This is a genomic window from Gordonia sp. CPCC 206044 (assembly GCF_048537895.1).
GTDB lineage: Bacteria > Actinomycetota > Actinomycetes > Mycobacteriales > Mycobacteriaceae > Gordonia.
On record NZ_JBCLVL010000021.1, the window covers coordinates 60,983 to 85,981 of the forward strand.

The 24,999-nt window shown below is 67.2% G+C and carries 21 protein-coding genes; 19 read left to right on the forward strand and 2 right to left on the reverse strand.

All coding sequences use genetic code 11. The features are described from left to right. The first annotated feature begins 110 nt into the window (after positions 1 to 110). The gene (gene uvrA / locus AAFP35_RS24350) at positions 111 to 2,993 is read left to right on the forward strand and encodes an excinuclease ABC subunit UvrA (RefSeq protein WP_419224255.1); all 2,883 of its coding nucleotides are present in this window, start codon (positions 111 to 113) and stop codon (positions 2,991 to 2,993) included. Between the two features lie 100 nt (positions 2,994 to 3,093). On the opposite strand, the gene AAFP35_RS24355 is transcribed toward uvrA, so the two are convergent. Both AAFP35_RS24355 and AAFP35_RS24360 read right to left on the reverse strand, forming a co-directional pair. Beyond that, positions 3,094 to 3,396 (reverse strand): PspA domain-containing protein, encoded by a 303-nt coding sequence (locus tag AAFP35_RS24355; RefSeq protein ID WP_419224256.1) that lies wholly within the window; start codon positions 3,394 to 3,396, stop codon positions 3,094 to 3,096. A gap of 51 nt (positions 3,397 to 3,447) precedes the next feature. Beyond that, positions 3,448 to 3,864, reverse strand: coding sequence for a DUF1844 domain-containing protein (locus tag AAFP35_RS24360; RefSeq protein ID WP_419224257.1), 417 nt, complete (start codon positions 3,862 to 3,864; stop codon positions 3,448 to 3,450). A gap of 242 nt (positions 3,865 to 4,106) precedes the next feature. On the opposite strand from AAFP35_RS24360, the gene infC reads away from it, so the two are divergent. From infC to tyrS, 18 genes are all read left to right on the forward strand, one after another. Further along, positions 4,107 to 4,757 carry a translation initiation factor IF-3 gene (gene infC / locus AAFP35_RS24365; RefSeq protein ID WP_419224276.1) on the forward strand — a complete coding sequence of 217 codons (651 nt, stop codon included), beginning with the start codon at positions 4,107 to 4,109 and terminating at the stop codon, positions 4,755 to 4,757. Positions 4,758 to 4,858: 101 nt separating this feature from the next. Beyond that, positions 4,859 to 5,053, forward strand: coding sequence for a 50S ribosomal protein L35 (gene rpmI / locus AAFP35_RS24370; RefSeq protein ID WP_012834577.1), 195 nt, complete (start codon positions 4,859 to 4,861; stop codon positions 5,051 to 5,053). Between the two features lie 39 nt (positions 5,054 to 5,092). Further along, a complete protein-coding gene (gene rplT, locus AAFP35_RS24375) occupies positions 5,093 to 5,473 on the forward strand; it encodes a 50S ribosomal protein L20 (protein WP_419224258.1) in 381 nt (126 codons plus the stop codon). A gap of 66 nt (positions 5,474 to 5,539) precedes the next feature. Further along, positions 5,540 to 6,343: a TrmH family RNA methyltransferase gene (locus AAFP35_RS24380; RefSeq protein ID WP_419224259.1), complete on the forward strand. Its 804-nt coding sequence runs from the start codon at positions 5,540 to 5,542 to the stop codon at positions 6,341 to 6,343. A gap of 141 nt (positions 6,344 to 6,484) precedes the next feature. Beyond that, positions 6,485 to 7,408, forward strand: coding sequence for a formate/nitrite transporter family protein (locus tag AAFP35_RS24385; RefSeq protein WP_419224260.1), 924 nt, complete (start codon positions 6,485 to 6,487; stop codon positions 7,406 to 7,408). A 195-nt stretch (positions 7,409 to 7,603) separates the two neighbouring features. Beyond that, positions 7,604 to 8,671 carry a phenylalanine--tRNA ligase subunit alpha gene (gene pheS, locus AAFP35_RS24390; RefSeq protein WP_419224261.1) on the forward strand — a complete coding sequence of 356 codons (1,068 nt, stop codon included), beginning with the start codon at positions 7,604 to 7,606 and terminating at the stop codon, positions 8,669 to 8,671. A gap of 78 nt (positions 8,672 to 8,749) precedes the next feature. Next, on the forward strand, positions 8,750 to 11,251 hold the full coding sequence (pheT, locus tag AAFP35_RS24395) for a phenylalanine--tRNA ligase subunit beta (RefSeq protein WP_419224262.1): 2,502 nt from the start codon (positions 8,750 to 8,752) through the stop codon (positions 11,249 to 11,251). A gap of 46 nt (positions 11,252 to 11,297) precedes the next feature. Next, complete coding sequence (argC, locus tag AAFP35_RS24400; RefSeq protein WP_419224263.1) at positions 11,298 to 12,332, forward strand: N-acetyl-gamma-glutamyl-phosphate reductase; 1,035 nt, start codon at positions 11,298 to 11,300, stop codon at positions 12,330 to 12,332. After that, positions 12,329 to 13,591 (forward strand): bifunctional glutamate N-acetyltransferase/amino-acid acetyltransferase ArgJ, encoded by a 1,263-nt coding sequence (argJ, locus tag AAFP35_RS24405; RefSeq protein ID WP_419224264.1) that lies wholly within the window; start codon positions 12,329 to 12,331, stop codon positions 13,589 to 13,591. Before argC ends, argJ begins: the two co-directional genes overlap by 4 nt. Then, on the forward strand, positions 13,588 to 14,499 hold the full coding sequence (gene argB, locus AAFP35_RS24410; RefSeq protein WP_419224265.1) for an acetylglutamate kinase: 912 nt from the start codon (positions 13,588 to 13,590) through the stop codon (positions 14,497 to 14,499). The genes argJ and argB overlap by 4 nt, the downstream gene beginning before the upstream one ends. After that, on the forward strand, positions 14,496 to 15,692 hold the full coding sequence (locus tag AAFP35_RS24415) for an acetylornithine transaminase (protein WP_419224266.1): 1,197 nt from the start codon (positions 14,496 to 14,498) through the stop codon (positions 15,690 to 15,692). The genes argB and AAFP35_RS24415 overlap by 4 nt, the downstream gene beginning before the upstream one ends. Next, the gene (argF, locus tag AAFP35_RS24420) at positions 15,689 to 16,612 is read left to right on the forward strand and encodes an ornithine carbamoyltransferase (RefSeq protein ID WP_419224267.1); all 924 of its coding nucleotides are present in this window, start codon (positions 15,689 to 15,691) and stop codon (positions 16,610 to 16,612) included. The genes AAFP35_RS24415 and argF overlap by 4 nt, the downstream gene beginning before the upstream one ends. Further along, positions 16,609 to 17,151, forward strand: a complete 543-nt coding sequence (locus AAFP35_RS24425) for an arginine repressor (protein ID WP_419224268.1) — start codon at positions 16,609 to 16,611, stop codon at positions 17,149 to 17,151. Before argF ends, AAFP35_RS24425 begins: the two co-directional genes overlap by 4 nt. Before the next feature lie 117 nt (positions 17,152 to 17,268). Beyond that, positions 17,269 to 18,468, forward strand: coding sequence for an argininosuccinate synthase (locus tag AAFP35_RS24430; RefSeq protein WP_419224269.1), 1,200 nt, complete (start codon positions 17,269 to 17,271; stop codon positions 18,466 to 18,468). A gap of 110 nt (positions 18,469 to 18,578) precedes the next feature. Continuing rightward, the gene (argH, locus tag AAFP35_RS24435; RefSeq protein WP_419224277.1) at positions 18,579 to 19,967 is read left to right on the forward strand and encodes an argininosuccinate lyase; all 1,389 of its coding nucleotides are present in this window, start codon (positions 18,579 to 18,581) and stop codon (positions 19,965 to 19,967) included. A gap of 89 nt (positions 19,968 to 20,056) precedes the next feature. Next, on the forward strand, positions 20,057 to 23,065 hold the full coding sequence (locus AAFP35_RS24440) for an AMP-binding protein (RefSeq protein ID WP_419224278.1): 3,009 nt from the start codon (positions 20,057 to 20,059) through the stop codon (positions 23,063 to 23,065). Positions 23,066 to 23,121: 56 nt separating this feature from the next. Beyond that, entirely contained in the window at positions 23,122 to 23,349 is a 228-nt protein-coding gene (locus AAFP35_RS24445) for a Trm112 family protein (protein ID WP_419224270.1), read from the forward strand. Between the two features lie 54 nt (positions 23,350 to 23,403). After that, positions 23,404 to 24,699: a tyrosine--tRNA ligase gene (gene tyrS / locus AAFP35_RS24450; protein WP_419224271.1), complete on the forward strand. Its 1,296-nt coding sequence runs from the start codon at positions 23,404 to 23,406 to the stop codon at positions 24,697 to 24,699. Positions 24,700 to 24,999: the final 300 nt, after the last annotated feature.

Sequence of the window (24,999 nt, forward strand, 5' to 3'; positions counted from 1 at the left end):
GCTAGGGTGTGCGCGGAACGGTCTGCCCGTGGGCGGACCGTGTCCGCACCCCGGCCGGCCCACGAAGACACGGCTCACGAAGAAGACACATCGAGAATGAGGAATGCCAAGTGGTTGACCGTTTGATCGTCCGCGGCGCCCGCGAACACAACCTCCGCGGAATCGACGTGGACCTGCCACGGGACAGCCTCATCGTGTTCACCGGGCTGTCGGGATCGGGCAAGTCGTCGCTCGCGTTCGACACGATCTTCGCCGAAGGACAGCGTCGCTACGTCGAGTCCCTGTCGGCATATGCACGTCAGTTCCTCGGCCAGATGGACAAGCCCGACGTGGACTTCATCGAAGGCCTGTCACCTGCGGTGTCCATCGACCAGAAGTCGACCAACCGGAACCCGCGGTCGACCGTCGGGACCATCACGGAGGTCTACGACTATCTGCGTCTGCTCTACGCGCGGGCCGGCCGGGCGCATTGCCCGGAGTGCGGTGCGTTGATCGCCAAGCAGACCCCACAGCAGATCGTCGACCAGGTGCTCGAGATGGAGGCGGGTACGCGCTTCCAGGTGCTCGCTCCTGTCGTGCGCACCCGCAAGGGCGAGTTCGTCGACCTCTTCTCCGGACTGCAGACCCAGGGCTTCTCCCGTGCCCGGATCGATGGTGTGGTGCATCAGCTGACTGATCCGCCGAAGCTGAAGAAGCAGGAGAAGCACGACATCGAGGTCGTCGTCGATCGCCTGGCCGTGAAACCGACGGCCAAACAGCGACTCACCGACTCGATCGAGACCGCCCTGAGGCTGGCCGACGGCATCGTCGTCCTGGATTTTGTCGACCGCGAGGAGACCGACCCGGAACGGGAACGGCGCTTCTCGGAACGGATGGCCTGCCCGAACGGACACCCGATCGCCATCGACGATCTCGAGCCCCGGTCGTTCTCGTTCAACTCGCCCTACGGTGCCTGCCCGGACTGTGATGGTCTGGGCATCCGCAAGGAGGTCGACGAGGAACTCGTGGTGCCCGATCCCGACCTCTCCCTGTCGGAGGGGGCGATCGCACCGTGGTCCGGCGGTCACAACGCCGACTACTTCTTGCGGTTGATGAGCGGCCTCGCCGACCAGATGGGCTTCGACGTCGACACCCCGTGGCGCAAGCTACCTGCCAAGGCGCGCAACGCGATCCTCAACGGCAGCGACCACCAGGTGCACGTGAAGTTCCGGAACAGGTACGGGCGTACCAGGTCGTATTACACCGAGTTCGAGGGCGTGATGTCGTTCCTGGCACGGCGCATGGAGCAGACCGAGTCCGAGCAGATGAAGGAACGCTACGAGGGCTACATGCGCGACGTGCCGTGCCCGGCCTGCCAGGGGGCGCGTCTGCGGCCGGAGATCCTGGCGGTCACCCTCGATCACCCGGTCCACGGTGAGAAGTCGATCGCCGAGGTGTGTGCGTTGTCGGTGTCGGAGTGCGCGGAGTTCCTCACCGGACTGCAACTCGACACTCGTCAGGAGGCGATCGCCGGCCGTGTGCTCAAGGAGGTGCAGGCTCGGATCCGGTTCCTGCTCGACGTCGGTCTGGAATACCTGTCGCTGGCCCGCGCGGCCGGATCACTGTCGGGTGGCGAGGCGCAACGTATTCGACTGGCCACCCAGATCGGGTCCGGACTGGCCGGCGTCCTCTATGTGCTCGACGAACCGTCGATCGGATTGCATCAGCGTGACAACCGCCGTCTCATCGAGACCCTCACGCGGCTGCGCGATCTCGGGAACACGCTGATCGTCGTCGAACACGACGAGGACACCATCCGGGCCGCCGACTGGATCGTCGACATCGGTCCGCGGGCAGGCGAACACGGCGGCGAGGTGGTGCACAGCGGCAGCTACAAGGATCTGCTGCGCAACCGCCGGTCGCTCACCGGTGCCTATCTGTCGGGTCGAGACGAACTGCCCGTGCCTGCGATTCGTCGGCCGATCTCGCGGAAGAAGCAGATCACCGTCGTCGGGGCGCGTGAACACAACCTCCGCGGCGTCGAGGTGTCGTTCCCGCTCGGCGTGCTGACGGCCGTCACCGGTGTCTCCGGGTCGGGCAAATCGACCCTCGTCAACGACATCCTGGCGACCGTGCTGGCCAACAAACTCAACGGCGCCCGGCAGGTGCCGGGGCGGCACACACGCGTGAAGGGGCTCGATCAGCTCGACAAACTCGTGCAGGTCGACCAGTCGCCGATCGGCCGTACGCCACGATCCAACCCGGCAACCTACACCGGAGTGTTCGACAAGATCCGCACACTGTTCGCCGCCACCACCGAGGCCAAGGTGCGCGGCTACCAGCCGGGCAGGTTCTCGTTCAACGTCAAGGGTGGTCGATGCGAGGCGTGCACCGGTGAGGGCACCATCAAGATCGAGATGAACTTCCTGCCGGACGTGTACGTGCCGTGCGAGGTGTGCCACGGTGCGCGATACAACCGGGAAACCCTCGAGGTGCATTACAAGGGCAAGACGATCTCGCAGGTTCTGGACATGCCGATCGAGGAGGCCGCCGAGTTCTTCGAGCCGGTGACCTCGATTCACCGGTACCTCAAGACGCTCGTCGACGTGGGGCTCGGCTATGTGCGGCTCGGTCAGCCGGCGCCGACGCTGTCCGGCGGTGAGGCCCAACGCGTCAAACTGGCAGCGGAACTCCAGAAACGATCCACCGGACGCACCGTCTACATCCTCGACGAGCCGACCACCGGTCTGCACTTCGAGGACATCAAGAAGTTGCTCGGTGTGATCAGCGGCCTCGTCGACAAGGGCAACACGGTGATCGTCATCGAGCACAACCTCGACGTGATCAAGACCGCTGACTGGGTGATCGACATGGGCCCCGAGGGCGGCAACGGTGGCGGCACCATCGTCGCCGAGGGGACGCCGGAAGACATCGCAGTCACCCCGGAGAGTCACACCGGTAAGTTCCTCGCGGACATCCTCGACATCGACGACGCGGTCGCGTCGGCCGGCTGACGCGACGGCTCAGACAGTTCTTCCCCCTCTTTTCTGTTCTTCCCCCGACAATTTGCGGGGGAAGAGCAGAAAAGAGGGGGAAGAACGTGGGTGGGGCTGGTCAGCCCTTGCCCATGGATTTACGGATCTCGTCGAGCTTCTTCTTGGCGGCCTCGTCGCGCTTGCGCATCATCTCGTCGACCTGCTGCCCCTCGGGAGTCGCGTGGGCGAGTTCTTCGCCGCCGATCGCCGTGGCGACACGGTTCTCGATCTTGTCGCGCACGAAATCGAAGGTCGGCACACCCTGTTCGGTGTAGTCCGGGTCGGGTAGGGGCGGCGCATAACCGGGAGGTTGCGTCGTCGGTGGCACGACCTCACCCTCGACGACGTCGGGAGTCGGCTCCTGGGGTGTCTCGTTGCTCACAGGTCCCAGCTTACGGCCCTCGACGGACGTGATGTCCCGGCCGCAGAAGTCCTAGCCGCGGACCGGTCCGGTGTACTTCTCGCCGGGGCCGTCGCCGGGCGCGTCCGGGTGGACGCTGGCCTCGCGGAATGCCAGCTGCAGGCCCTTGAGACCGTCGCGGACGGGGGCCGCGTGGATGCCGAGGTACTCGTTGGACGCGGTGACCAGGCCTGCGAGTGAGGTGATCAGCCTGCGGGCCTCGTCGAGATCGACGCGGTCCGGATCTGAGTTCTCGGCCAGTCCGAGCTTTTCCGCCGCAGCGCTCATGAGCATGACGATCGCCTTGGTGACGACCTCGATCGCCGGAATATCGGCCAGATCCCGGATGTTGTCATCATCGGTCTGTGCAGCACCGGCGGCTCCGTCGCCACCTCGTGACCCGCCCTCTTCGGGCATCGGCGCAGGTGACGAATAGGAGTTCTCGGTCATGACTGCTAGACTCCCATAGAACGACCGCCCCGGTTTGCGCCGGGGTCGCAAGTGGAGTTCCGCTCCCACCGTCACGACGCGGGTTCACCGCAGTTGTACGGTCCGGTTCACGCCGACAGGTCGTCCACGCATATCGTGTGGACTCCCGGTGTCGGCAACACGCGACGATTGTCGTGGAACCGGTCGGTATCGGAGCCCTGAGGACGCATCGTCCCGGGGCTCTTCTGCTGGGAACACTCCATCTGCGCGCCCGATTCACCGAGGCGGTCTGCAGAAGAAGTACTGATCAAGGAGGCCCCATCAGCAGCACTGAGACCCGCATCAACGAGCGCATCCGTGTCCCTGAGGTCCGGCTCGTCGGACCGAACGGTGAGCAGGTGGGCATCGTGCGTGTTGAAAATGCGCTCCGCCTGGCCGAGGAAGCCGACTTGGACCTGGTCGAGGTCGCACCCGACGCCCGTCCGCCCGTGTGCAAGATCATGGACTACGGGAAGTTCAAGTACGAAGCGGCCCAGAAGCAGCGCGAGTCGCGTCGCAACCAACAGATGACCGTCATCAAGGAGCAGAAGCTCCGCCCGAAGATCGACGACCACGATTACGAGACCAAGAAGGGTCACGTCGTCAGGTTCCTCGAGGCCGGGTCCAAGGTGAAGGTCACCATCATGTTCCGTGGTCGTGAGCAGTCGCGCCCCGAACTCGGTTTCCGACTGCTGCAGCGTCTCGGGAACGACGTCGCCGACTACGGCTTCGTCGAGACCGCGGCCAAGCAGGACGGACGGAACATGACCATGGTGCTCGCACCGCACAAGGGTGCGAAGACGCGGCAGAAGGCGCAGCAGACCCGCGACCGCGGCCCCAAGCAGGCCGCCGCCAAGGACGAGACCACCCAGTAGCGCCTGGCCGGGAAACCGGCCGGAGGTACTGACCACCAGCGCGCGAGTACACACCCGGCGGCACCCGGGTGGGCTCTCGCTCGCTCGAATGAAGGAAGAACATGCCGAAGAGCAAGACCCACAAGGGCACAGCCAAGCGATTCAAGGTGACCGGCAGCGGCAAGATCGTTCGCCAGAAGGCCAACCGTCGCCACCTGTTGGAGCACAAGTCGTCGCGTCGTACCCGTCGCCTCGACGGCACCACGGTTGTCAGCGAGAACGACGCCCCGCGCATCAAGCGCCTGCTCAACCGCTGACCCGCATCCGACATCTGACGTAACGAAGAGGACTGACACATGGCACGCGTGAAAAGGGCTGTCAACGCCCAGAAGAAGCGTCGTTCGACCCTGGAGGCTTCCAAGGGTTACCGCGGGCAGCGTTCGCGCCTGTACCGCAAGGCGAAGGAGCAGCAGCTCCACTCGATGACCTACGCCTACCGGGACCGTCGCGCCCGCAAGGGTGAGTTCCGCAAGCTGTGGATCTCGCGTATCAACGCCGCGGCCCGCGCCAACGACATCACCTACAACCGCTTCATCCAGGGCCTGAAGGCCGCTGGAGTCGAGGTCGACCGCAAGGTGCTCGCCGACATCGCCGTGACCGACCCCGAGGCCTTCACCGGCCTCGTCGAGGTCGCCCGCAAGGCGCTGCCGGCCGACGTCAACGCTCCGGCGGCCTGACGTCCGGGCTTTGACGCAAGCGAGTCCACGACCCGCGAGTGAGCGCACGGCAAGAATGATCCAGTGATGGAGATCTTGTCCGAGCGATCCTCGCGGGTCGTGTCATATGCCAAGCTGCATCGCGCCGCGGTGCGACGCGCCGAGGGGCGTTTCCTCGTGGAGGGTGCGAACTCGGTGGAGGCCGCCCTGGTGGCCGGCCGGGCCGAGCAGGTTCTCGTCCGCGACGACGAGCAGGGCGCGCACGGCGAGCTCATCGATTCGGCGGCCCGTGCCGGAGTACCGGTCGTCGGCCTGACCGCACGCGCATGCGCCAAGCTGTCCGAGACCACGACGCCGCCCGGGGTGTTCGCCATCTGTGCGCTGCTCGACGTGCCCCTGTCCGACGTCGTGTCCGCCCATCCGCGGCTCCTCGCCGTCGCCGTCGAACCCCGTGAACCCGGTAATGCGGGGACCCTCATCCGTTGTGCCGACGCGATGGGCGCCGACGCGGTGCTGCTGCTCGGTGATGCCGTCGACCCGCACAACGGCAAATGCGTGCGGGCCAGTGCGGGCAGTGTGTTCCACCTGCCGATCGTCCGTGAGCGTGATGTCGCCGGGGGATTGGCCGCACTGGGCGAGGCCGGTGTGGCCGTGCTCGCCACCACCGCAGACGGCGATCTCTCGCTCGACGATGCGGACGAGATCCTGGCGTCGCCGACCGCCTGGTTGTTCGGCAACGAGGCACACGGCCTGCCCGACGACATCGTCGCGGCCGCCGACCATCGTGTGTCGATTCCGATCCGCGGTCGAGCCGAGAGCCTCAATCTCGCGACCGCGGCGGCCATCTGTCTGTACGCGAGTGCCCGAGCGCAGGCACGCTCCGTTCGCTGATCGGTCGCTCACAGTCATGGTGGTTCGTTGTGCGCGAGCGGTAACACCGAGGCCGAGACATCGAACCCCGGCAGTAACACGGCGCTCCTAACGTCTCCCCACGGCCGCACCGCCAGGGTGCGCGTGGAAGGAGCCCAATCGATGACCTACGTCAAACCACCGGAACTCGCCGTCACCCTGATCGACGCAGGCGAATCGAAGGTGAACCTCTCGACGCGGGACACGTTGATCCGTGCCTTCATGGGTGGCGCGATGCTGACCCTGGCGGCGGCCTTCGCCGTGAAGGTGACGGTGGAGACCGGTCAACCGTTGGTCGGGGCGTTGCTGTTCCCGATCGGTTTCTGCTTGCTCTATCTGCTCGGGTACGACCTGCTGACCGGTGTGTTCGTCCTCGGACCGCTGGCGTGGCTGGCACGTCGACCCGGTGTCGGTGCCAAGGCCGTACTGCGCAACTGGTCGCTGGTGTTCCTCGGAAACCTGGCCGGTGCGTTGACCGTCGCGTTCCTGGTGTCGGTGTTCGTGACCTATGGCTTCGACACGTCCATCCAGGACGCGAGCAACCAATTTGCCGCGTTCGGGCAGAAGCTCGCAGCGATCGGCTCGGATCGGACGCTTGGTTACGAGGAGCACGGCGTCGGTGGCTGGCTTGCGGTGTTCGTGCGCGGCATCCTGTGCAACTGGATGGTCTCGACCGGTGTCGTCGGCGCGATGGTCGCCAAGGACGTACTCGGCAAGATCGCGGTCATGTGGTTGCCGGTCCTGCTCTTCTTCGCGATGGGCTTCGAACACTCGGTGGTCAACATGTTCCTGTTCCCGGTGGGTCTCATGCTGGGCGCGGACTTCACCATCTCCGATTACCTGCTCTGGAACGAACTCCCCACGGTGCTGGGCAATCTCGTCGGTGGCCTGATGTTCACCGCCCTGGCCATCTACTTCACCCACTACCGGACCGCGCCGAAGCGCGTCGCCCCGGTCGAGGCGCAGCGGACCACCGACATGGAGGTCACCGCCGTCTCCGCGCAGGCGCCGACGACGCGCGCCGCATTGCCGACGCGATCGGAATAGTTCCACCCTCGGTGGTCCGTAGTCGCCGGTCGACCGGCGACGACGGACCCGCGAGCGTGCTCCCGATAGACGCGCCCACCTGCGACTCAATGTGTTTCGTCGGTCGACTAGGCTGGTCAACGCATGTCTGCTGTCCACCTGGACGGCGGACACGCGCTGATCACCTGTTTTCGAACACCGAGGAGACCGCCGACCGTGGCCAGCTCTGCCGACGACGCCCCAGAGATCCAGCCCGGGTTCCCCGAGCCGCAGGAACTCGACGCCGCTGCCACCGACGCCGTCGCGGCCTTCGACGCGGCTGCCGACCTCGACGCCCTCGCACATGCCAAGACCGCGCACCTCGGTGACCGGTCGCCGATCGCGTTGGCCCGCCGGGCGCTCGGCAGCCTCCCGAAGGATCAGCGGTCGGCTGCCGGCAAGCTCGTCAACGAGGTGCGTGGACGTGTCTCCGCGGCGCTCGACGTGCGGACCGCCACCCTCCATGCGGAACGGGATGCGGCCGTGCTGGTCGCCGAATCCGTCGACGTGACCTTGCCGAGCGGTCGACGCCGCGTCGGTGCCCGCCATCCCATCACGGTCATCGCCGAGCAGGTGGCCGACGTGTTCGTGGCCATGGGCTGGGAGATCGCCGAGGGGCCCGAGGTGGAGACCGAGCACCACAACTTCGACGCGCTCAACTTCCTGCCCGATCATCCTGCGCGGTCCATGCAGGACACCTTCTACATCGCCCCGGAGGGATCCCGACAGGTGCTGCGTACGCACACCTCGCCGGTGCAGGTGCGTTCGATGCTCAGCCGCGATGTCCCGATCTACGTGGCGTGCCCGGGACGTACCTTCCGCACCGACGAACTCGACGCGACACACACCCCGGTGTTCCATCAGATCGAGGGTCTCGCCGTCGACAAGGGGCTCACCCTGGCGAATCTGCGTGGCACCCTGGAGACCTTCGCGCGGGCGCTGTTCGGTCCGGAGACCACGACCCGGATGCGTGCGAGCTACTTCCCGTTCACCGAACCGTCGGCAGAGGTGGACGTCTGGTTCCCCGGCAAGAAGGGCGGGCCGGGCTGGGTCGAATGGGGCGGCTGCGGCATGGTGAACCCGAATGTGTTGCGGGCCAGTGGAATCGATCCCGACGTGTACTCCGGTTTCGCCTTCGGGATGGGGCTGGAGCGAACCCTGCAGTTCCGCAACGACATCTCCGACATGCGTGACATGGTCGAAGGCGACATCCGTTTCACCGTTCCGTTCGGACCTGCGGTGTGAGCGTCCTCGCCACCGTCCCCGGCCCACCAGTGAATTCCCGTCCGCGACAAGCCCGATCGATGAAAGTAGTTGGTTGACGTGCGTGCCCCACAGTCCTGGTTCACCGAGGTGCTCCGCAACGGAGATCCCCAGTGGTCGGCGACGGCCGCGGAGATCGATCAGGGGTTCGTCCGGGTCGGCTTCGAGATCGAGGGCATCGATCCGTTCCCCACGATCACCGGACCGCTGGTGGTCGGTCGGGTGCAGACCATCGAGGAACTGACCGAGTTCAAGAAGCCGATCCGGTTCTGCACCGTCGAGGTCGGCGAGGCCGAGCCGCGCGGCATCGTCTGCGGTGCCCGCAATTTCGCCGAGGGCGACCTGATCGTGGCGGCGCTGCCGGGGGTGGTGCTGCCGGGTCCGTTCGAGATCGCCTCCCGCAAGACATACGGCCGGGTCTCCGACGGCATGATCTGCTCGGTCTCCGAACTCGGGATCGGCAACGATCACAGCGGCATCCTGGTGCTCGCACCCGGGACCGCCGAGCCCGGTGCGGACGCGCGGGAGGTTCTGGGCCTCGACGACACGGCCATCGACATCAACGTCACCCCGGACCGTGGCTACGCCTTCTCGGTCCGTGGACTCGGACGTGAACTCGCGGGCAGCTTCGGTGTGCCGTTCGTCGATCCGGCCCTGGGCGCGCCCGGCCTGGCCGACCCGGTGCACGCCGAGCCGCCGGCCGCGGCCACCGGCGAGGCATGGCCGGTGGCGGTCGACGACGACTCGTCGGCCACCCGGTACACCGCGCGGGTCATCACCGGCGTCGATGCCACGGCGGTGTCGCCGTGGTGGATTCAGAAACGGCTGTTGGTGGCCGGTATCCGGCCGATCTCCGCGATCGTCGACATCACCAACTACGTGATGATCGAGCTCGGGCAGCCGCTCCACGCGTTCGATGCCGACAAACTGTCCGGCACCATCACCGTGCGTGCGGCGCGGCCGGACGAGAAGCTGACCACCCTTGACGGCACCGACCGGGTGCTCGATCCCGAGGACGTCGTCATCGCCGACGAGAACGGGCCGGTGGCCCTGGCCGGTGTGATGGGCGGCGCGACTTCCGAGGTCTCCGACGCCACCACGACGGTGTTCCTCGAGTCGGCCACCTTCGACCCGGTGCGGGTCTTCCGTACCGGCAAGCGGCACAAGCTCACGTCAGAGGCCAGCAAACGGTTCGAGCGCACCGTCGATCCCGAGATCACCGCGGCCGCATCGGATCGGGCCGCACGGCTCATCGTCGAGATCGCCGGTGGCACCATCGCCTCCCCGCTCAGTGATGCCCGGGTCGAGACCGGCGCACCGGCCGTGATCTCGATCCCGGCCGACGAGCCCGACCGTGTCGCGGGGATCCCCTATCCGGCGGGTACCACCGCATCGCGGCTCACCGAGGTGGGCTGCACCGTCGTCGGGACCGACCCGCTCGAGGTGACGCCGCCGTCGTGGCGGCCAGATCTCCGGCAGCGCGCCGATCTCGTCGAGGAGGTGCTGCGACTCGAAGGTCTCGAGGACATCCCGGCCGTGGTGCCGAACGCTCCGGCAGGCACCGGACTCACCGCGTCGCAACGACGACGCCGTGCGATCGGACGCACGCTCGCGCTCGACGGCTATGTGGAAGTTCTGCCGTACCCGTTCATGCCGGCCGGCGTGTTCGACATCTGGGAGCTGCCCGGCGACGACGAACGGCGACGCACCGTCTCGGTCCTCAACCCGCTCGATTCCGATCGACCCGAACTCAACACCACGCTGCTGCCGGGCCTGCTCGAGATGGCGGCCCGCAACATCGCGCGCGGACAACGGGATCTGTCGCTGTACACGATCGGACAGATCGTCATCGCGGGCGACAACGTGGAGCCGGTCGGGCAGCTCGACGTGACCCGCAGGCCGACGGAGGCCGAGATCGCCGCGCTCGACGCCTCGTTGCCGCACCAGCCGCTGCACGCCGCGGTGGTGCTGACCGGCCTGCGTGATCCCGCGGGACCCTGGGGCCACGGCCGCGTGGCCGACCATCTCGATGCGTTCGAGGCCGCACGGTCCATCGGGCGGGCCGCAGGGGTCGACATCGAACTGATGGCCGACGAACATCGGCCATGGCATCCCGGCCGGTGCGCTCGACTGGTCGTCGACGGTGTCACAGTCGGGTATGCGGGTGAGCTGCATCCTGCCGTGTTGGAACGTGCAGATCTGCCCAAACGCCTGTGTGCTGTGGAGGTCGACATCGACGCTCTGCCGCTCGATGAACGACTTCCCGCCCCACGGGTCTCTCCGTTCCCCGCGGTGCTGCAGGACGTCAACGTGGTGGTGTCGGACTCCGTGTCCTCGACCGACGTCCAGGCGGCGTTGCGGGCCGGCGCAGGCGAGCTCCTCGAGTCGATCGACCTCTTCGACGTGTTCACCGGCGAGCAGGTGGGTGCCGGCAGTAAATCGCTGACCTTCGCGCTGCGCTTCCGCGCCGCCGACCGGACACTCACCGAGGACGAGGCCAACGAGGCGAAGTTGGCCGCGGTGGAGCACGCCGCCGAGCAGGTGGGTGCTCGACTGCGCTGATCACCCGTCCGGTGAATCAATTTGCATCAGCATGCATAATGATCATATGACGACGAAGGTGGCGGTCGCCGGTGCGAGCGGCTATGCGGGTGGAGAGATCCTGCGACTCCTGTGCGGGCATCCGCGCGTGCGATCCGGGGAACTCGAGATCGGTGCGTTGACCGCGGCAGGCAACGCGGGCAACACGGTGGGTTCGGTGCATCCCCATCTGCTGCCGCTGGCCGATCGCGTCCTCGAGGACACCACCCCGGAGATCCTTGCCGGACACGACGTGGTGTTCCTCGGTCTGCCACACGGGGCCTCGGGCGAGATCGCCGATGCCTTGCCGCCGACGACGCTGATCGTCGACTGCGGTGCCGACCATCGTCTGACCAACGCCCAGGACTGGATGGATTACTACGGCAGCGAGCACGCCGGCACCTGGCCCTACGGCCTGCCCGAGATCCCCGGCAATCGTGAGGTGCTGCAGGGTACGACGCGGGTTGCGGTGCCCGGCTGCTATCCGACGGTCACGATCCTGTCACTGCGCCCGGCGGTCGCCGCCGGTCTCGTCGAACCGCACGTGAATGTCGTCGCGGTGAGCGGCGCATCCGGTGCCGGCCGTGCGGCGAAGGTCGATCTGCTCGCCTCCGAGGTCATCGGATCGTCGCGGGCCTACGGTGTCGGCGTGCATCGCCACACCCCGGAGATCTCGCAGGCACTGTCGGCGGCCGCCGACATGCCGGTGGGGGTCTCGTTCACGCCGGTGCTGGTGCCGATGTCGCGCGGCATCTTGGCGACCTGCACCGCAAGGACCTCGGCGACCACCGCCGAGATCCGCGCGGCCTATGAAAAGGCTTACGCGGACGAAGAGTTCGTGCACCTGCTGCCGGAGGGTGTGTTGCCGACGACGGGGTCGGTGCTCGGCAGCAACGCCGTGCAGATCGCCGTCACCGTGGACGAACGGGCAGGCACGATGGTCGCCGTCGGGGCGATCGACAATCTGACCAAGGGCACCGGCGGGGCAGCGGTGCAATCGATGAACCTCGCACTCGGCTGGGACGAGACCGAGGGCCTGAGCACCGTGGGAGTTGCGCCGTGACGACACCATCGCAGTCGGATGCGCAATCCGACGACAGGATCACCCCGGGCGCACCGCTCGACGCGCCGCGCCTCGTGCGCGACCAGGGCGTGACCGCGCCACTGGGCTTTCGGGCAGCAGGTGTCGCCGCAGGCATCAAGGCTTCGGGCGCAGCGGATCTCGCGCTCGTGTTCAACGAGGGGCCCGACCACGCCGCCGCGGGTGTCTTCACCCGGAACCAGGTCAAGGCGGCGCCCGTCCTGTGGAGCCGACAGGTGCTCTCCACCGGCCGCCTACGAGCCGTGATCCTCAACTCGGGTGGCGCCAATGCGTGTACCGGCCCGGGCGGATTCCAGGACACCCACGCGACCGCGGAGAAGGTCGCCGAGGAATTGAGCAACTGGGGGACCGGTACCGGGGCCGTCGAGGTCGCCGTCTGCTCCACCGGACTGATCGGCGACCGGCTGCCGATGGACAAGGTGCTCTCCGGCGTCACCGAGATCGTTCACGAGATGGGCGGTGGACTCTCCGGCGGTACCGACGCCGCCCACGCGATCATGACCACCGACACGGTGCCCAAACAGGTTGCGCTGCACCATCCTCAAGGGTGGAACGTGGGCGGCATGGGTAAAGGCGCGGGCATGCTCGCACCGTCGCTGGCGACCATGCTCGTGGTGCTCACCACCGACGCCCAGGCCAGTGCCGAGCAGCTCGACGCGGCTCTGCGCAAGGCCACCGCGACAACCTTCGACCGTCTCGACGTGGACGGTTCGTGTTCCACCAACGACACCGTTCTGTTGCTCAGTTCGGGTGCCAGCCAGATCCCCGTCGACCAGGATGCGCTCGACGCCGCGGTGTTCGCGGTGTGCGACGACCTCGCCGCCCAGCTGATGGCCGACGCCGAGGGCGTCACCAAACGCATCGTCATCACCGTGGTCAACGCGGTCACCGAAGACGAAGCGGTCGTCGTCGGGCGCACCGTCGCCCGCGACTCACTGGTCAAGACGGCGCTGTTCGGCTCCGATCCCAACTGGGGTCGTGTCCTCGCCGCCACCGGGATGGTTCCGTTCGAGATCGACCCGGATCGGATCACGGTGTCGTTCAACGGGACACCCGTGTGCGAGAACGGGTGCGGGCTGCCGGGTGCGCGGGACGTGGACCTCTCGGGCACCGACATCGCCGTGGAGATCGACCTCGGTCTCGGTGAGGCGTCGGCGAGCATCCGGACCACCGACCTGTCGCACGGGTACGTCGAAGAGAACTCGGCGTATTCGTCATGACCACCGATTCGCTCACCGCACTGGACAAGGCGACCGTCCTCGCCGAGTCGCTGCCCGCCCTGCAGGCGCTACACGGTGCGACCATCGTGGTGAAGTACGGCGGCAACGCCATGGTCGACGACGAGCTCAAACGAGCCTTCGCCGCCGACATGGTGTTCCTGCGTGCCTGCGGAATCCACCCGGTGGTGGTGCACGGGGGTGGCCCGCAGATCTCCGCCATGCTCAAGAGACTCGGCCTCGAAGGGGAGTTCCGCGGCGGATTCCGCGTCACGACTCCCGAGGTCATGGACGTCGCACGGATGGTGTTGTTCGGTCAGGTCGGGCGTGAACTCGTCGGGCTCATCAACACACACGGTCCGTACGCGGTCGGCATCACCGGTGAGGACGCACATTTGTTCACCGCGACCCGTCGCACGGTCCTCGTCGACGGCGAGGCCACCGACATCGGGCTCGTCGGTGACGTCACCTCGGTGAACACCTCGGCTGTCCTCGACTTGGTCGCCGCAGGGCGTATCCCGGTGGTGTCCACCATCGCGCCGGATCGGGATGGCGTGGTGCACAACATCAATGCCGACACCGCCGCCGGCGCGCTGGCCGAGGCGCTGGGCGCCACACGCCTGGTGATGCTGACCGACGTCGAGGGCCTGTACCCCGACTGGCCCGATCGCACCTCGCTGGTGTCGACGATCGACACCGACGAACTCGCCGGTCTGCTGGGCTCGCTCGACGCGGGCATGGTCCCCAAGATGGAGGCGTGCCTGCGAGCGGTCGTCGGAGGAGTCCGACAGGCCCACGTGATCGACGGACGGGTACCGCATTCGGTGCTCGCCCAACTGCTGACCGACAGTTCGACGGGGACCACCGTCGTCGCCGACACCGCGACCACCCAGGGAGGTGACGCATCATGACCGAACCGTTGCGGCAGCGCTGGTCTGCCGCCCTGATGAACAACTACGGCACCCCCGCTCTGGCACTGGTCCGCGGCTCGGGAGCGGTGGTCACCGACGCCGACGGCAAGGAATACCTCGATCTTCTCGGCGGTATCGCGGTCAATTCGCTCGGCCATGCGCATCCCGCGATCGTCGAGGCGGTGACCACTCAGCTGCAGACGCTGGGACACGTCTCCAACCTCTATGTCAGTGCGCCGGCCGTCGAACTGGCCGAACGTCTGCTGGACAAGTTCGGGCACCCGGGCCGGGTGTTCTTCTGCAACTCCGGAACCGAGGCCAACGAGGCAGCCTTCAAGATTGCCCGCCGCACCGGTCGCCCCGAGATCGTGGCCACCGAACGTGCCTTCCACGGGCGCACCATGGGGGCGCTCGCGATGACCGGGCAGCCCGCCAAACGTGCACCGTTCGAACCGATGCCGCCCGGCGTGCGGTTCGTGCCGTACGGCGACGTGGACGCGCTGGAGGCGGCGGTCACCGACAAGACGGCCGCGGTGATCCTCGAACCGATCCTCGGGGAGAGCGGCGTCGTGGTGCCGCCCGAGGGGTACCTGGCGCAGGCACGACGGATCACCAGCGACCAGGGCGCGTTGCTGATCCTCGACGAGGTGCAGACCGGAATCGCACGTACCGGTTCGTTTTTCGCCCATCAGTCGGTCGGTGTGGTGCCCGACGTGATGACCCTGGCCAAGGGACTCGGCGGTGGGTTGCCGATCGGCGCGGTCATCGCGACCGGACCGGCGGCCGACCTGTTCGAGCCGGGCCAGCACGGCACCACCTTCGGTGGCAATCCGGTCAGCACCGCGGCGGCACTGGCCGTCCTGAAGGTCATCGACGACGAGGGGCTCGTCGACCATGTCGGTGCGGTCGGCAAGTCGATCGCCGCGGGCATCGAGGAACTCGGGCATCCGCAGATCTCCCACGTGCGTGGTTCGGGCCTGCTGCTCGGCGTCGTACTCACCAGCGACATCGCGGCGAAAACCGAAGTGGCCGCGCGCGGTTCGGGATTCCTCATCAACGCCCCGGGGCCGGACGTGTTGCGGTTGGCGCCCCCGCTGATCCTGACCGAAGAGCAGGGGGCGTCCTTCGTCGCCGCCCTGCCCTCCATCCTCGACGCGGCCGCGGCCGCAGCTGCCCAAGGGAGCGACGCATGACCCGGCACTTCCTGCGCGACGACGACCTGAGCCCGGCCGAGCAGGCCGAGGTGCTCGCCCTCGCCGCCGAGGTCAAGGCCAAGCCGTTCGACCATCGGCCGCTCGAGGGACCGCGCGGCGTCGGCGTGATCTTCGACAAGAACTCCACCCGCACCCGCTTCTCGTTCGAAATGGGCATCGCACAGTTGGGTGGCCACGCCGTCGTCGTCGACAGCACGACCACCCAACTCGGCCGCGACGAGACCATCGAGGACACCGGCCGCGTGCTCTCCCGCTTCGTCGACGCCGTGGTCTGGCGGACCTTCGGCCAGGATCGACTCGAGGAGATGGCGTCGTCGGCGACGGTGCCGATCGTGAACGCGCTGTCGGATACGTTTCACCCGTGTCAGGTGCTCGCCGACCTGCAGACGATCATCGAGCACAAGGGGCGGACCGCGGGTCTGTCGATGACCTACCTCGGCGACGGCGCCAACAACATGGCGCATTCGCTGGCGCTCGGCGGCGTGACGGCAGGTATGCACGTGACGATCAGTTCCCCGGACGGATTCGCACCCGACCCGGACGTGGTCGAGGCCACCACCGCACGCGCGGCACTCACCGGCGGATCGGTGCGGATCGTCGGCGACCCGGTCGCGGCGGTGACCGGTGCCGACGTGGTGGTCACCGACACCTGGACCTCGATGGGGCAGGAGAGCGACGGCAAGGACCGGCACGCACCGTTCCTGCCGTACCAGATCAACGACGCGCTGCTCGCCCACGCCGCCGACGATGCGATCGTCCTGCACTGTCTGCCCGCGCATCGCGGCGAGGAGATCACCGACGCGGTCATCGACGGTCCGGCCAGCGTGGTGTTCGACGAGGCCGAGAATCGTCTGCACGCCCAGAAGGCGCTGCTCATCTGGTTGTTGGAGCACCGATGACGACCACCAGACCGGGACCCGACACGACGGGTGGCGGCGCGGCTGCCGAGCCCGCGGAGGCCAGGCTCGCCGCCACCCGCGCGGGGCGGCACGCGCGGATCATCCACATCCTCGCGGCCAACCAGGTGCGCAGCCAGTCCGAACTGCAGAACCTGCTCTCCGAGCAGGGCATCGACGCCACACAGGCGACACTGTCACGCGACCTCGACGAGCTCGGTGCCGTGAAATTGCGCGCCGCCGACGGCGGGGCAGGCGTCTACGTCGTTCCGGAGGACGGATCACCGGTGCGCGGTGTGTCCGGCGGGACCGATCGGTTGGCCCGGCTGCTGTCGGACCTGCTGGTGTCGACCGACAGCAGCGGCAACATGGCGGTCCTGCGCACGCCCCCGGGTGCCGCGCACTACCTGGCCAGTGCCATCGATCGGGCCAGCCTATCGGAGGTGGTCGGCACGATCGCCGGCGACGACACGATCTTCGTCGTCGCGCGGGAACCGTTGGATGGGGCGGCACTGTCCCGACGAATCGAGGGCCTCGTGTAATCGGCGGCCCTTGGCGAAGCAACCACGAGCCCAGTGGCAACTGGGACACAATCACTACGAGGCACCCACCACGCGACAGGAGATTGTCGCCACGGTGCCGATGGACAGGAGACAGACATGGCGGAACGCGTCGTACTCGCGTACTCGGGCGGCTTGGACACCTCGGTCGCGATCAGCTGGATCGGCAAAGAGACCGGCAAGGAGGTCGTCGCCGTCGCACTCGACCTCGGCCAGGGCGGCGAGGACATGGAGGTCGTGCGTCAGCGTGCGATCGACTGCGGTGCCGTCGAGGCCGTCGTCGTGGACGCGCGCGACGAGTTCGCCGACGAGTACTGCCTGCCCGCGATCACGGCGAACGCCCTCTACATGGATCGCTACCCGCTGGTGTCGGCCATCTCGCGTCCGCTCATCGCCAAGCACCTGGTGACCGCCGCCCGCGACCACGGCGGCACCGTGGTGGCGCACGGCTGCACCGGCAAGGGCAACGACCAGGTCCGCTTCGAGGTCGGATTCGCTTCGCTGGCACCAGATCTCGAGGTCATCGCGCCGGTCCGCGACTATGCGTGGACGCGTGAGAAGGCGATCGCATTCGCCGAGGAGAACAACATCCCGATCACGGTGACCAAGCGTTCGCCGTTCTCCATCGACCAGAACGTGTGGGGCCGGGCCGTGGAGACCGGCTTCCTCGAGGATCTGTGGAACGCGCCCACCAAGGACGTCTACAGCTACACCGAAGATCCCACCATCAACTGGAACTCGCCCGACGAGGTCATCATCACCTTCGACAAGGGTCGTCCGATCGCCATCGACGGCCGACCGGTCAGCGTGCTCGAGGCGATCGAGGAGCTCAACCGGCGCGCAGGCGCGCAGGGCGTCGGCCGCCTCGACGTCGTCGAGGACCGGCTCGTGGGCATCAAGAGCCGTGAGGTGTACGAGGCCCCGGGCGCCATGGTGCTCATCACCGCGCACGAGGAACTCGAGCACGTGACCCTCGAGCGCGAGCTCGGCCGGTTCAAGCGCCACACCGACCAGAAGTGGGCCGAGCAGGTCTACGACGGACTGTGGTTCTCGCCGCTGAAGCGTTCGCTCGACGCCTTCGTCGGCTCCACTCAGGAGCACGTCTCCGGAGAGATCCGCCTCCTGCTGCACGGCGGCCACATCACCGTCAACGGTCGGCGCAGCGGCGAGTCGCTCTACGACTTCAACCTCGCCACCTACGACGAGGGAGACAGCTTCGACCAGTCCGCCGCCCGCGGCTTCGTGGAACTGCACGGACTGTCCTCGAAGATCGCCGCGAGGCGGGACCTCGATCTGTGACCTCGGATCCGAAGGGCGCGGGCGGCACGGGGCCCGCTCGCTCCGCTCCCGGCGCCGCAGGTGGCACGGGGCCCGCTCGCTCCGCTCCCGGCGCCACCAACGAGGGTTCGCTGTGGGGTGGCCGGTTCGCCGACGGACCGGCCGCCGCCATGGCCGCCTTGAGCAAGTCGACACATTTCGACTGGGTGCTCGCACCCTATGACATCGAGGCGTCCAAGGCGCATGCTCGCGTGCTCAACCACGCGGGTCTGCTCACCGACGCCGACCTCGATGCCATGCTCGCGGGGTTGACCCAGCTCGCCGCCGACGTCGCAGACGGGACGTACGTCCCGGCCGACAGCGACGAGGATGTGCACGGCGCCCTGGAACGTGGACTCATCGAGCGGGTCGGTGCAGAGCTCGGCGGTCGACTGCGCGCCGGTCGTTCGCGCAACGACCAGGTCGCCACACTGTTCCGGATGTGGCTGCGCGACGCAATGCGTCGGATCGCGGTCGGACTGCTCGACGTCGTCGACGCACTGCTCGCGCAGGCCGCGGCCCATCCCGATGCGGTCATGCCGGGCAAGACGCATCTGCAGGCCGCTCAGCCGGTGCTGCTCGGACATCATCTGCTCGCGCACGCGCAGCCGCTTATCCGCGACATCGACCGGCTCGCTGATGCGGATCGTCGAACCGCTGTGTCGCCCTACGGATCCGGTGCGCTGGCCGGATCGTCGTTGGGTCTGGACCCCGCGGCGATCGCCGCCGACCTCGGCTTCGACCGGCCTGCCGAGAACTCGATCGACGCGACCTCGTCGCGCGACTTCGCCGCCGAAGGTGCGTTCGTGCTCGCCATGATCGGCGTCGACCTGTCCCGGTTGTCTGAGGAGATCATTCTCTGGAGCACACCGGAATACGGCTACGTCACGCTGGCAGACGCGTGGTCCACCGGCAGTTCGATCATGCCGCAGAAGAAGAACCCCGACGTCGCCGAACTGGCCCGGGGCAAGTCCGGTCGGCTGATCGGCAATCTCACCGGACTGCTCGCCACACTGAAGGCGCAACCGCTGGCCTACAACCGGGACCTGCAGGAAGACAAGGAGCCGCTGTTCGATTCGGTCGCACAGCTCGAATTGCTGCTGCCGGCGATCACCGGGCTCGTCGCGACGCTCGAATTCCACGAGGACCGTATGGCCGAGCTGGCTCCGGCCGGGTTCACGCTCGCCACCGACATTGCGGAATGGCTTGTCCGGCAGGGTGTTCCCTTCCGTGTTGCACACGAGGTCGCGGGTGCGAGCGTGCGGGCGGCCGAGGAGCGGGGCGTCGGCCTCGCCGACCTCGACGACGAGACCCTCGCAGGCATCAACCCGCAGCTGCGGCCGGAGGTGCGCGAGGTGCTCACCGTCCGGGGTTCGATCGAGTCGCGCAGTGCGCACGGCGGAACCGCATCTGTGCAGGTGCAACGCCAGCTGACGGTGCTGAGTGACGAGGTGGCGCAACGGCGCACACGCTGGTCTTGAACGCTTGACCCACTCCGGCCGCGAGTCAGGTGACGAGGTCGGTACAGTGTCATGCATCACCCCGACGAACGATGGGAGGGGCCAGCGCCATGGTGGGAGTTCCGGGTCTGCCCGACTTCGGTGCCACGGTCGATCGTGTACTCGCCACCGCGCAGAACGGTCTCGAGGTACTGAGATTCGGCGGCTTCGACACCGGCACCGAACCGGCGCCGTTCACGGTCGTCGAGACCGAACGGATGTTCCGGCTGCGCAGGTACTTCCCGGACAGTCCGCCCGGCGGTCCGCAGGTCCTGCTCGTGCCGCCGATGATGGTGTCGGCCAACGTCTATGACGTGACAGCCGACAACGGAGCGGTGTCCATCCTGCACCGCGCAGGCATCACTCCGTGGGTGGTCGACTTCGGGTCCCCGGACACCGAAGAGGGCGGCATGGAGCGCAACCTCGCCGATCACATCGTGGCCGTGAGTCGGGCCATCGACCTGATCGTCGAGGCCACCGGCCGGGATGTGCATCTCGGCGGCTACTCGCAGGGCGGAATGTTCGCCTACCAGACTGCCGCCTACCGACGATCGCAGGGCATTGCCAGCATCATCACCTTCGGCAGCCCGGTCGACGTGCTCGCCGCGCTACCGCTGGGCTTGCCCGCAGACCTGGTGGTGCCCGGGGCGGAACTGTTGGCCGACAAGGTGTTCAACCGATTGTGGATTCCGGGTTGGATGGCGCGTGCCGGATTCCAGCTCGTCGACCCCGTCAAGACCGCGCGGAGTCGGATCGCCTTCCTGCGCAAGCTGCACGACCGAGATGCATTGTTGCCGCGCGAAGATCAGCGCCGGTTCATCGAGGCCGAGGGTTGGGTGGCGTGGTCCGGGCCGGCCGTCGCCGAACTGCTGCGGCAGTTCGTGGTGCACAACCGGATGATGACGGGAGGGTTCGTCATCCACGGCAACCTCGTGTCGTTGACCGAGATCACCTGTCCCGTGCTCGCGTTCGTTGGGGAGGCCGACGACATCGGGCAGCCCCTCGCGGTGCGCGGGATCGTCCGGGCCGCACCGGGGGCCGAGGTCTTCGAATCCGACCTCCCGGTCGGACATTTCGGGCTCGTCGTGGGTAGTGCGGCGGGTGCGCACACCTGGCCGACGACCGCGCAGTGGGTGCGGTGGCGCGAATCGGCGGGGGAGCGTCCGGCCGAGATCGACGAGATGGAGGAGAGTACCGCTCCGCACGGCACCGGGGTGAGCATCTCGTCGCGGATCACCCATGGTCTCGGCTCGATGGCCGATGCGGGTGCGGGTGTGTCCCGCGAACTGCTGGGGATGGCCGGTGCGGTGCAGCGGACGTCGCGAGCGGTCGCCCAGGAGTCGGTGCGAACCGTCCCGCGGTTGCTGCGGCTCGGCCAGATCCAGGCGGGTACCCGGATCTCGCTGGGCAAACTGATGTCCGAGAACGCGCGGCGAGCGGCCGACAAGGAACTCTTCCTGTTCGAGAATCGGGTACTGACGCACGCACAGGTCAACACCCGGATCGACAACGTGGTCGCCGGACTGGTGGACTGCGGCATCCGGCCCGGCGTGCACGTCGGTGTCATGATGCAGACCCGACCCAGTGCCCTGGTCGTCGTCGCCGCACTGTCGCGCCTCGGTGCCGTCGCGGTCTTGCTGTCGGCGGACGGCGACGTCCCGGAGATGCTCCGGCTGGCGGACACCTCGGTCGTGATCACCGATCCGACCTACCTCGACGTCGCCGCGAAACACTGTGGCCGGGTTCTGGTCCTGGGTGGTGGCAGCGGCGACGCGCGCGCCATCGACGCGGCCGACGGTTCGTCGGTGATCGACATGGAGAAGATCGACCCGAGCGCGGTGGAACTCCCGTCGTGGTATCGACGCGATCCGGGCCTGGCCGGTGACCTGGCGTTCGTCCTGTTCACCCGTTCGAGTGGGCGACTGGCGCCGTGGCCGGTCACCAACCACCGGTTTGCCATGTCGGCGTTCGGGGCGGCATCGGCGGCCGGACTCACCGATCGCGACACCGTCTACTGTCTGCCGCCGCTGCACCACGCGTCCGGTCTGCTGACCACGTTGGGGGCGACCGTGGTCGGACGATCGCGGATCGCGTTGTCGGAGCGAATCGATCCGGAGACGTTCGCGATCGAGGTGCAGCGCTACGGCGTGACGGTCGTGTCCTACACGTGGACGATGCTGCGGGATGTGGTGCGCCGCGACGGTTTCCACATCAGCAAGCACAATCCGATCCGATTGTTCATGGGCTCGGGTATGCCCGCGGGGCTGTGGGAGGACGTACTCGACGGGTTCCCTCGCGCGCGTGTCCTCGAGTTCTTCGCGACCGCCGACGGATCGGCGATCCTCGCCAACGTCTCCGGCGACAAGATCGGATCGATGGGACAGGCGCTGCCGGAGACCAATCCGGTCGAGGTCGCGGCCTTCGACGTGGTGCGCGACCAGCTCGTGGTCGACGACTCCGGGTTCGTGCGACGTGCCGCGGCCGGGGAGATCGGCCTGCTGCTCGCGCGTGCCCGACACCGCTTCGACACGTCGGGGACGGTGCTGCGAGACGTGTTCTCGCCGCACGATCGGTGGGAGGTGTCGGGGCATCTGTTCAAGCGTGACGTCGCAGGCGACCTGTGGTTCCACGGCTCGGTCGACAGCGTGATCCGAAGCGCCGGCGGTCTCGTCTACGGTCCGCCGATCGAGTTCGCGCTCTCACAGGTCCGCGGCATCGACCAGGTGGCCGTGTACGGCGTCGGCGAACCCGATCATCAGGTCGCGGTCGCCGCGGTCACCATGGCGACGCACAAGGGGCAGCAGGAATCGTTGACGGTGACTGCACTACGGATCGGTCTGGGCGGTCTGCCCGCGGAGCAGCGGCCGCATCTGATCTGTGTTGTCGACGAACTTCCCGTCTCGGATTCGTACCGCCCGCTGACTGCGGGTCTGGCTCGTCGCGGACTGCCCAGGCCGGGAGCTCGAGTGTGGTATCGCGATGCCGGTGGTCGTTATCGCCGATACACCAAGAGTGCTGCGGCAGAGGCGAATTGGGTTGTCACATCGGTTCCCGGATCGGATGGCGGCGGCACGCAGTAGAGTGTCGGATGCCCGTGTCAGCGGAGAACGATGTGACCCGAGAAGGTGGAACCCACGTGACGTCACGCGCCGAAGCGATCGATCCGATCACCCGCGAGCGACTGGTCTGTCCGCAGGATCACGGACCGCTCCTGAATGCCGGTGACGAGCTGTACAACCCGCGCTTGCGGGTCGCCTACCGGATCGACGACGACGGGATCCCGGTGATGCTCGCCGACGAGGCCCGCAGCGTGGACGACGCCGAACATGCCCGGCTCACCGCGTCCGGTTCGGACAGCGCCTAGCGCGGGAACCAGGTCTTCTGCCGCCGACCCGGCGGCGGATGACAAGATCGTGGGGTGACCTCCGAGACGTCTGACCGAACGACCACCGACATCCTGGAAGAACTGTCCTGGCGTGGTCTGATCGCACAATCGACCGACCTCGACGAGTTGCGCGGTGAACTGGACCGCGGACCCATCACGCTCTACGCGGGTTTCGATCCCACCGCGGCCAGTCTGCACGCCGGACATCTGGTGCCGTTGCTGACGCTGCGACGATTCCAACTCGCCGGGCACCGACCCATCGTGTTGGCCGGCGGAGCGACCGGACTGATCGGCGACCCACGTGACGTGGGGGAGCGCACCATGAACGCGCCGGACACGGTGGCCCAATGGGCCGATCGGATCGGTGGCCAGCTCAGCCGCTTCGTGACGATCGACGATTCGTCGAACGGCGCATTGATCGTCAACAACCTCGACTGGACCGGACAGCTATCGGCGATCGAGTTCCTTCGGGACCTCGGCAAGCATTTCTCGGTCAACGTCATGCTCGCGCGTGAGACGGTGCGCAGACGACTGGAGAGTGACGGCATCAGCTACGCAGAGTTCAGCTACCTGCTGCTGCAGTCGAACGACTTCGTCGAGCTCAACCGACGCCACGGCTGTGTGCTGCAGATCGGCGGCTCTGATCAGTGGGGCAACATCGTCGGCGGTGTCGACCTGGGCCGAAGGCTCGACGGCTCGAGCCTGCACGCGATGACCGTGCCACTGGTGACGTCGTCGGACGGCAAGAAGTTCGGCAAGTCGACCGGGGGCGGGAGCCTCTGGCTGGATCCTGACCTGACCAGCCCGTACGCCTGGTACCAGTACTTCGTGAACACCGCAGACGCCGACGTCGTGCGCTACCTGAAGTGGTTCACCTTCCTCGGTCGCGAAGAGATCGCCGCCCTCGAGCGGGCAACCGCAGAGACGCCTCATCTGCGCACCGCGCAGAAACGGCTGGCGGCGGAGATGACCACCCTCATCCACGGTCGCGAGCACACCGAGGCAGCCGAACTGGCCAGTCATGCCCTGTTCGGTCGGGCGGAGCTGACGGACCTCGACGAGCAGACCCTTGCCGCCGCCGTGGGCGAGACGTCGGTGGCCGACTACTCGGGAACCCAACCGACCATCGTCGAACTGCTGGTCGACACCGGACTGTCCGACAGCAACAAGGCGGCTCGCCGTGCCATCACGGAGGGTGGCGCGTACGTGAACAACGTGAAGATCACCGACCCCGAGTGGCGGCCGGAGGCCGGCGAACTCCTGCACGGGCGCTGGTTGGTGGTGCGCCGCGGCAAGAAGAGTTTCGCCGGAGCGCGGATAACGCTCTGACCAGGCGATTTGACGCGCTGTTCGCGCCTGTGTAACTTAATCGACGCACCGCAGAGAGCAACTCCCCCGGGGCCGACAGGAACTGGGGGAAACGCACTGTCCGGGACACGGTCCCGAGCAGATCTACGGACCAGGCGAGATAGAAGGCAGCAGCCCAGCGTTGCAGTCCGAAATTCAGTCTGGTAAACTTGAAGAGTTGTCTCAGCACTGAGGCAGCGCTTCGACATGCAGCTCACTGAAGAGCGCCTCTTGTTGGGGTGGTGTTGGTGGGTGTGTGTTCTTTGAGAACTCGATAGTGTG

Coding starts and splice junctions, on each gene's coding strand:
- rpmI (WP_012834577.1), top strand. CDS start 4,859: ATGCCGAAGAGCAAGACCCACAAGGGCACAGCCAAGCGATTCAAGGTG.
- AAFP35_RS24380 (WP_419224259.1), top strand. CDS start 5,540: ATGGAGATCTTGTCCGAGCGATCCTCGCGGGTCGTGTCATATGCCAAG.
- AAFP35_RS24440 (WP_419224278.1), top strand. CDS start 20,057: ATGGTGGGAGTTCCGGGTCTGCCCGACTTCGGTGCCACGGTCGATCGT.
- rplT (WP_419224258.1), top strand. CDS start 5,093: ATGGCACGCGTGAAAAGGGCTGTCAACGCCCAGAAGAAGCGTCGTTCG.
- argF (WP_419224267.1), top strand. CDS start 15,689: ATGACCCGGCACTTCCTGCGCGACGACGACCTGAGCCCGGCCGAGCAG.
- AAFP35_RS24415 (WP_419224266.1), top strand. CDS start 14,496: ATGACCGAACCGTTGCGGCAGCGCTGGTCTGCCGCCCTGATGAACAAC.
- argB (WP_419224265.1), top strand. CDS start 13,588: ATGACCACCGATTCGCTCACCGCACTGGACAAGGCGACCGTCCTCGCC.
- argC (WP_419224263.1), top strand. CDS start 11,298: ATGACGACGAAGGTGGCGGTCGCCGGTGCGAGCGGCTATGCGGGTGGA.
- AAFP35_RS24425 (WP_419224268.1), top strand. CDS start 16,609: ATGACGACCACCAGACCGGGACCCGACACGACGGGTGGCGGCGCGGCT.
- AAFP35_RS24360 (WP_419224257.1), bottom strand. CDS start 3,864: ATGACCGAGAACTCCTATTCGTCACCTGCGCCGATGCCCGAAGAGGGC.
- AAFP35_RS24385 (WP_419224260.1), top strand. CDS start 6,485: ATGACCTACGTCAAACCACCGGAACTCGCCGTCACCCTGATCGACGCA.
- AAFP35_RS24430 (WP_419224269.1), top strand. CDS start 17,269: ATGGCGGAACGCGTCGTACTCGCGTACTCGGGCGGCTTGGACACCTCG.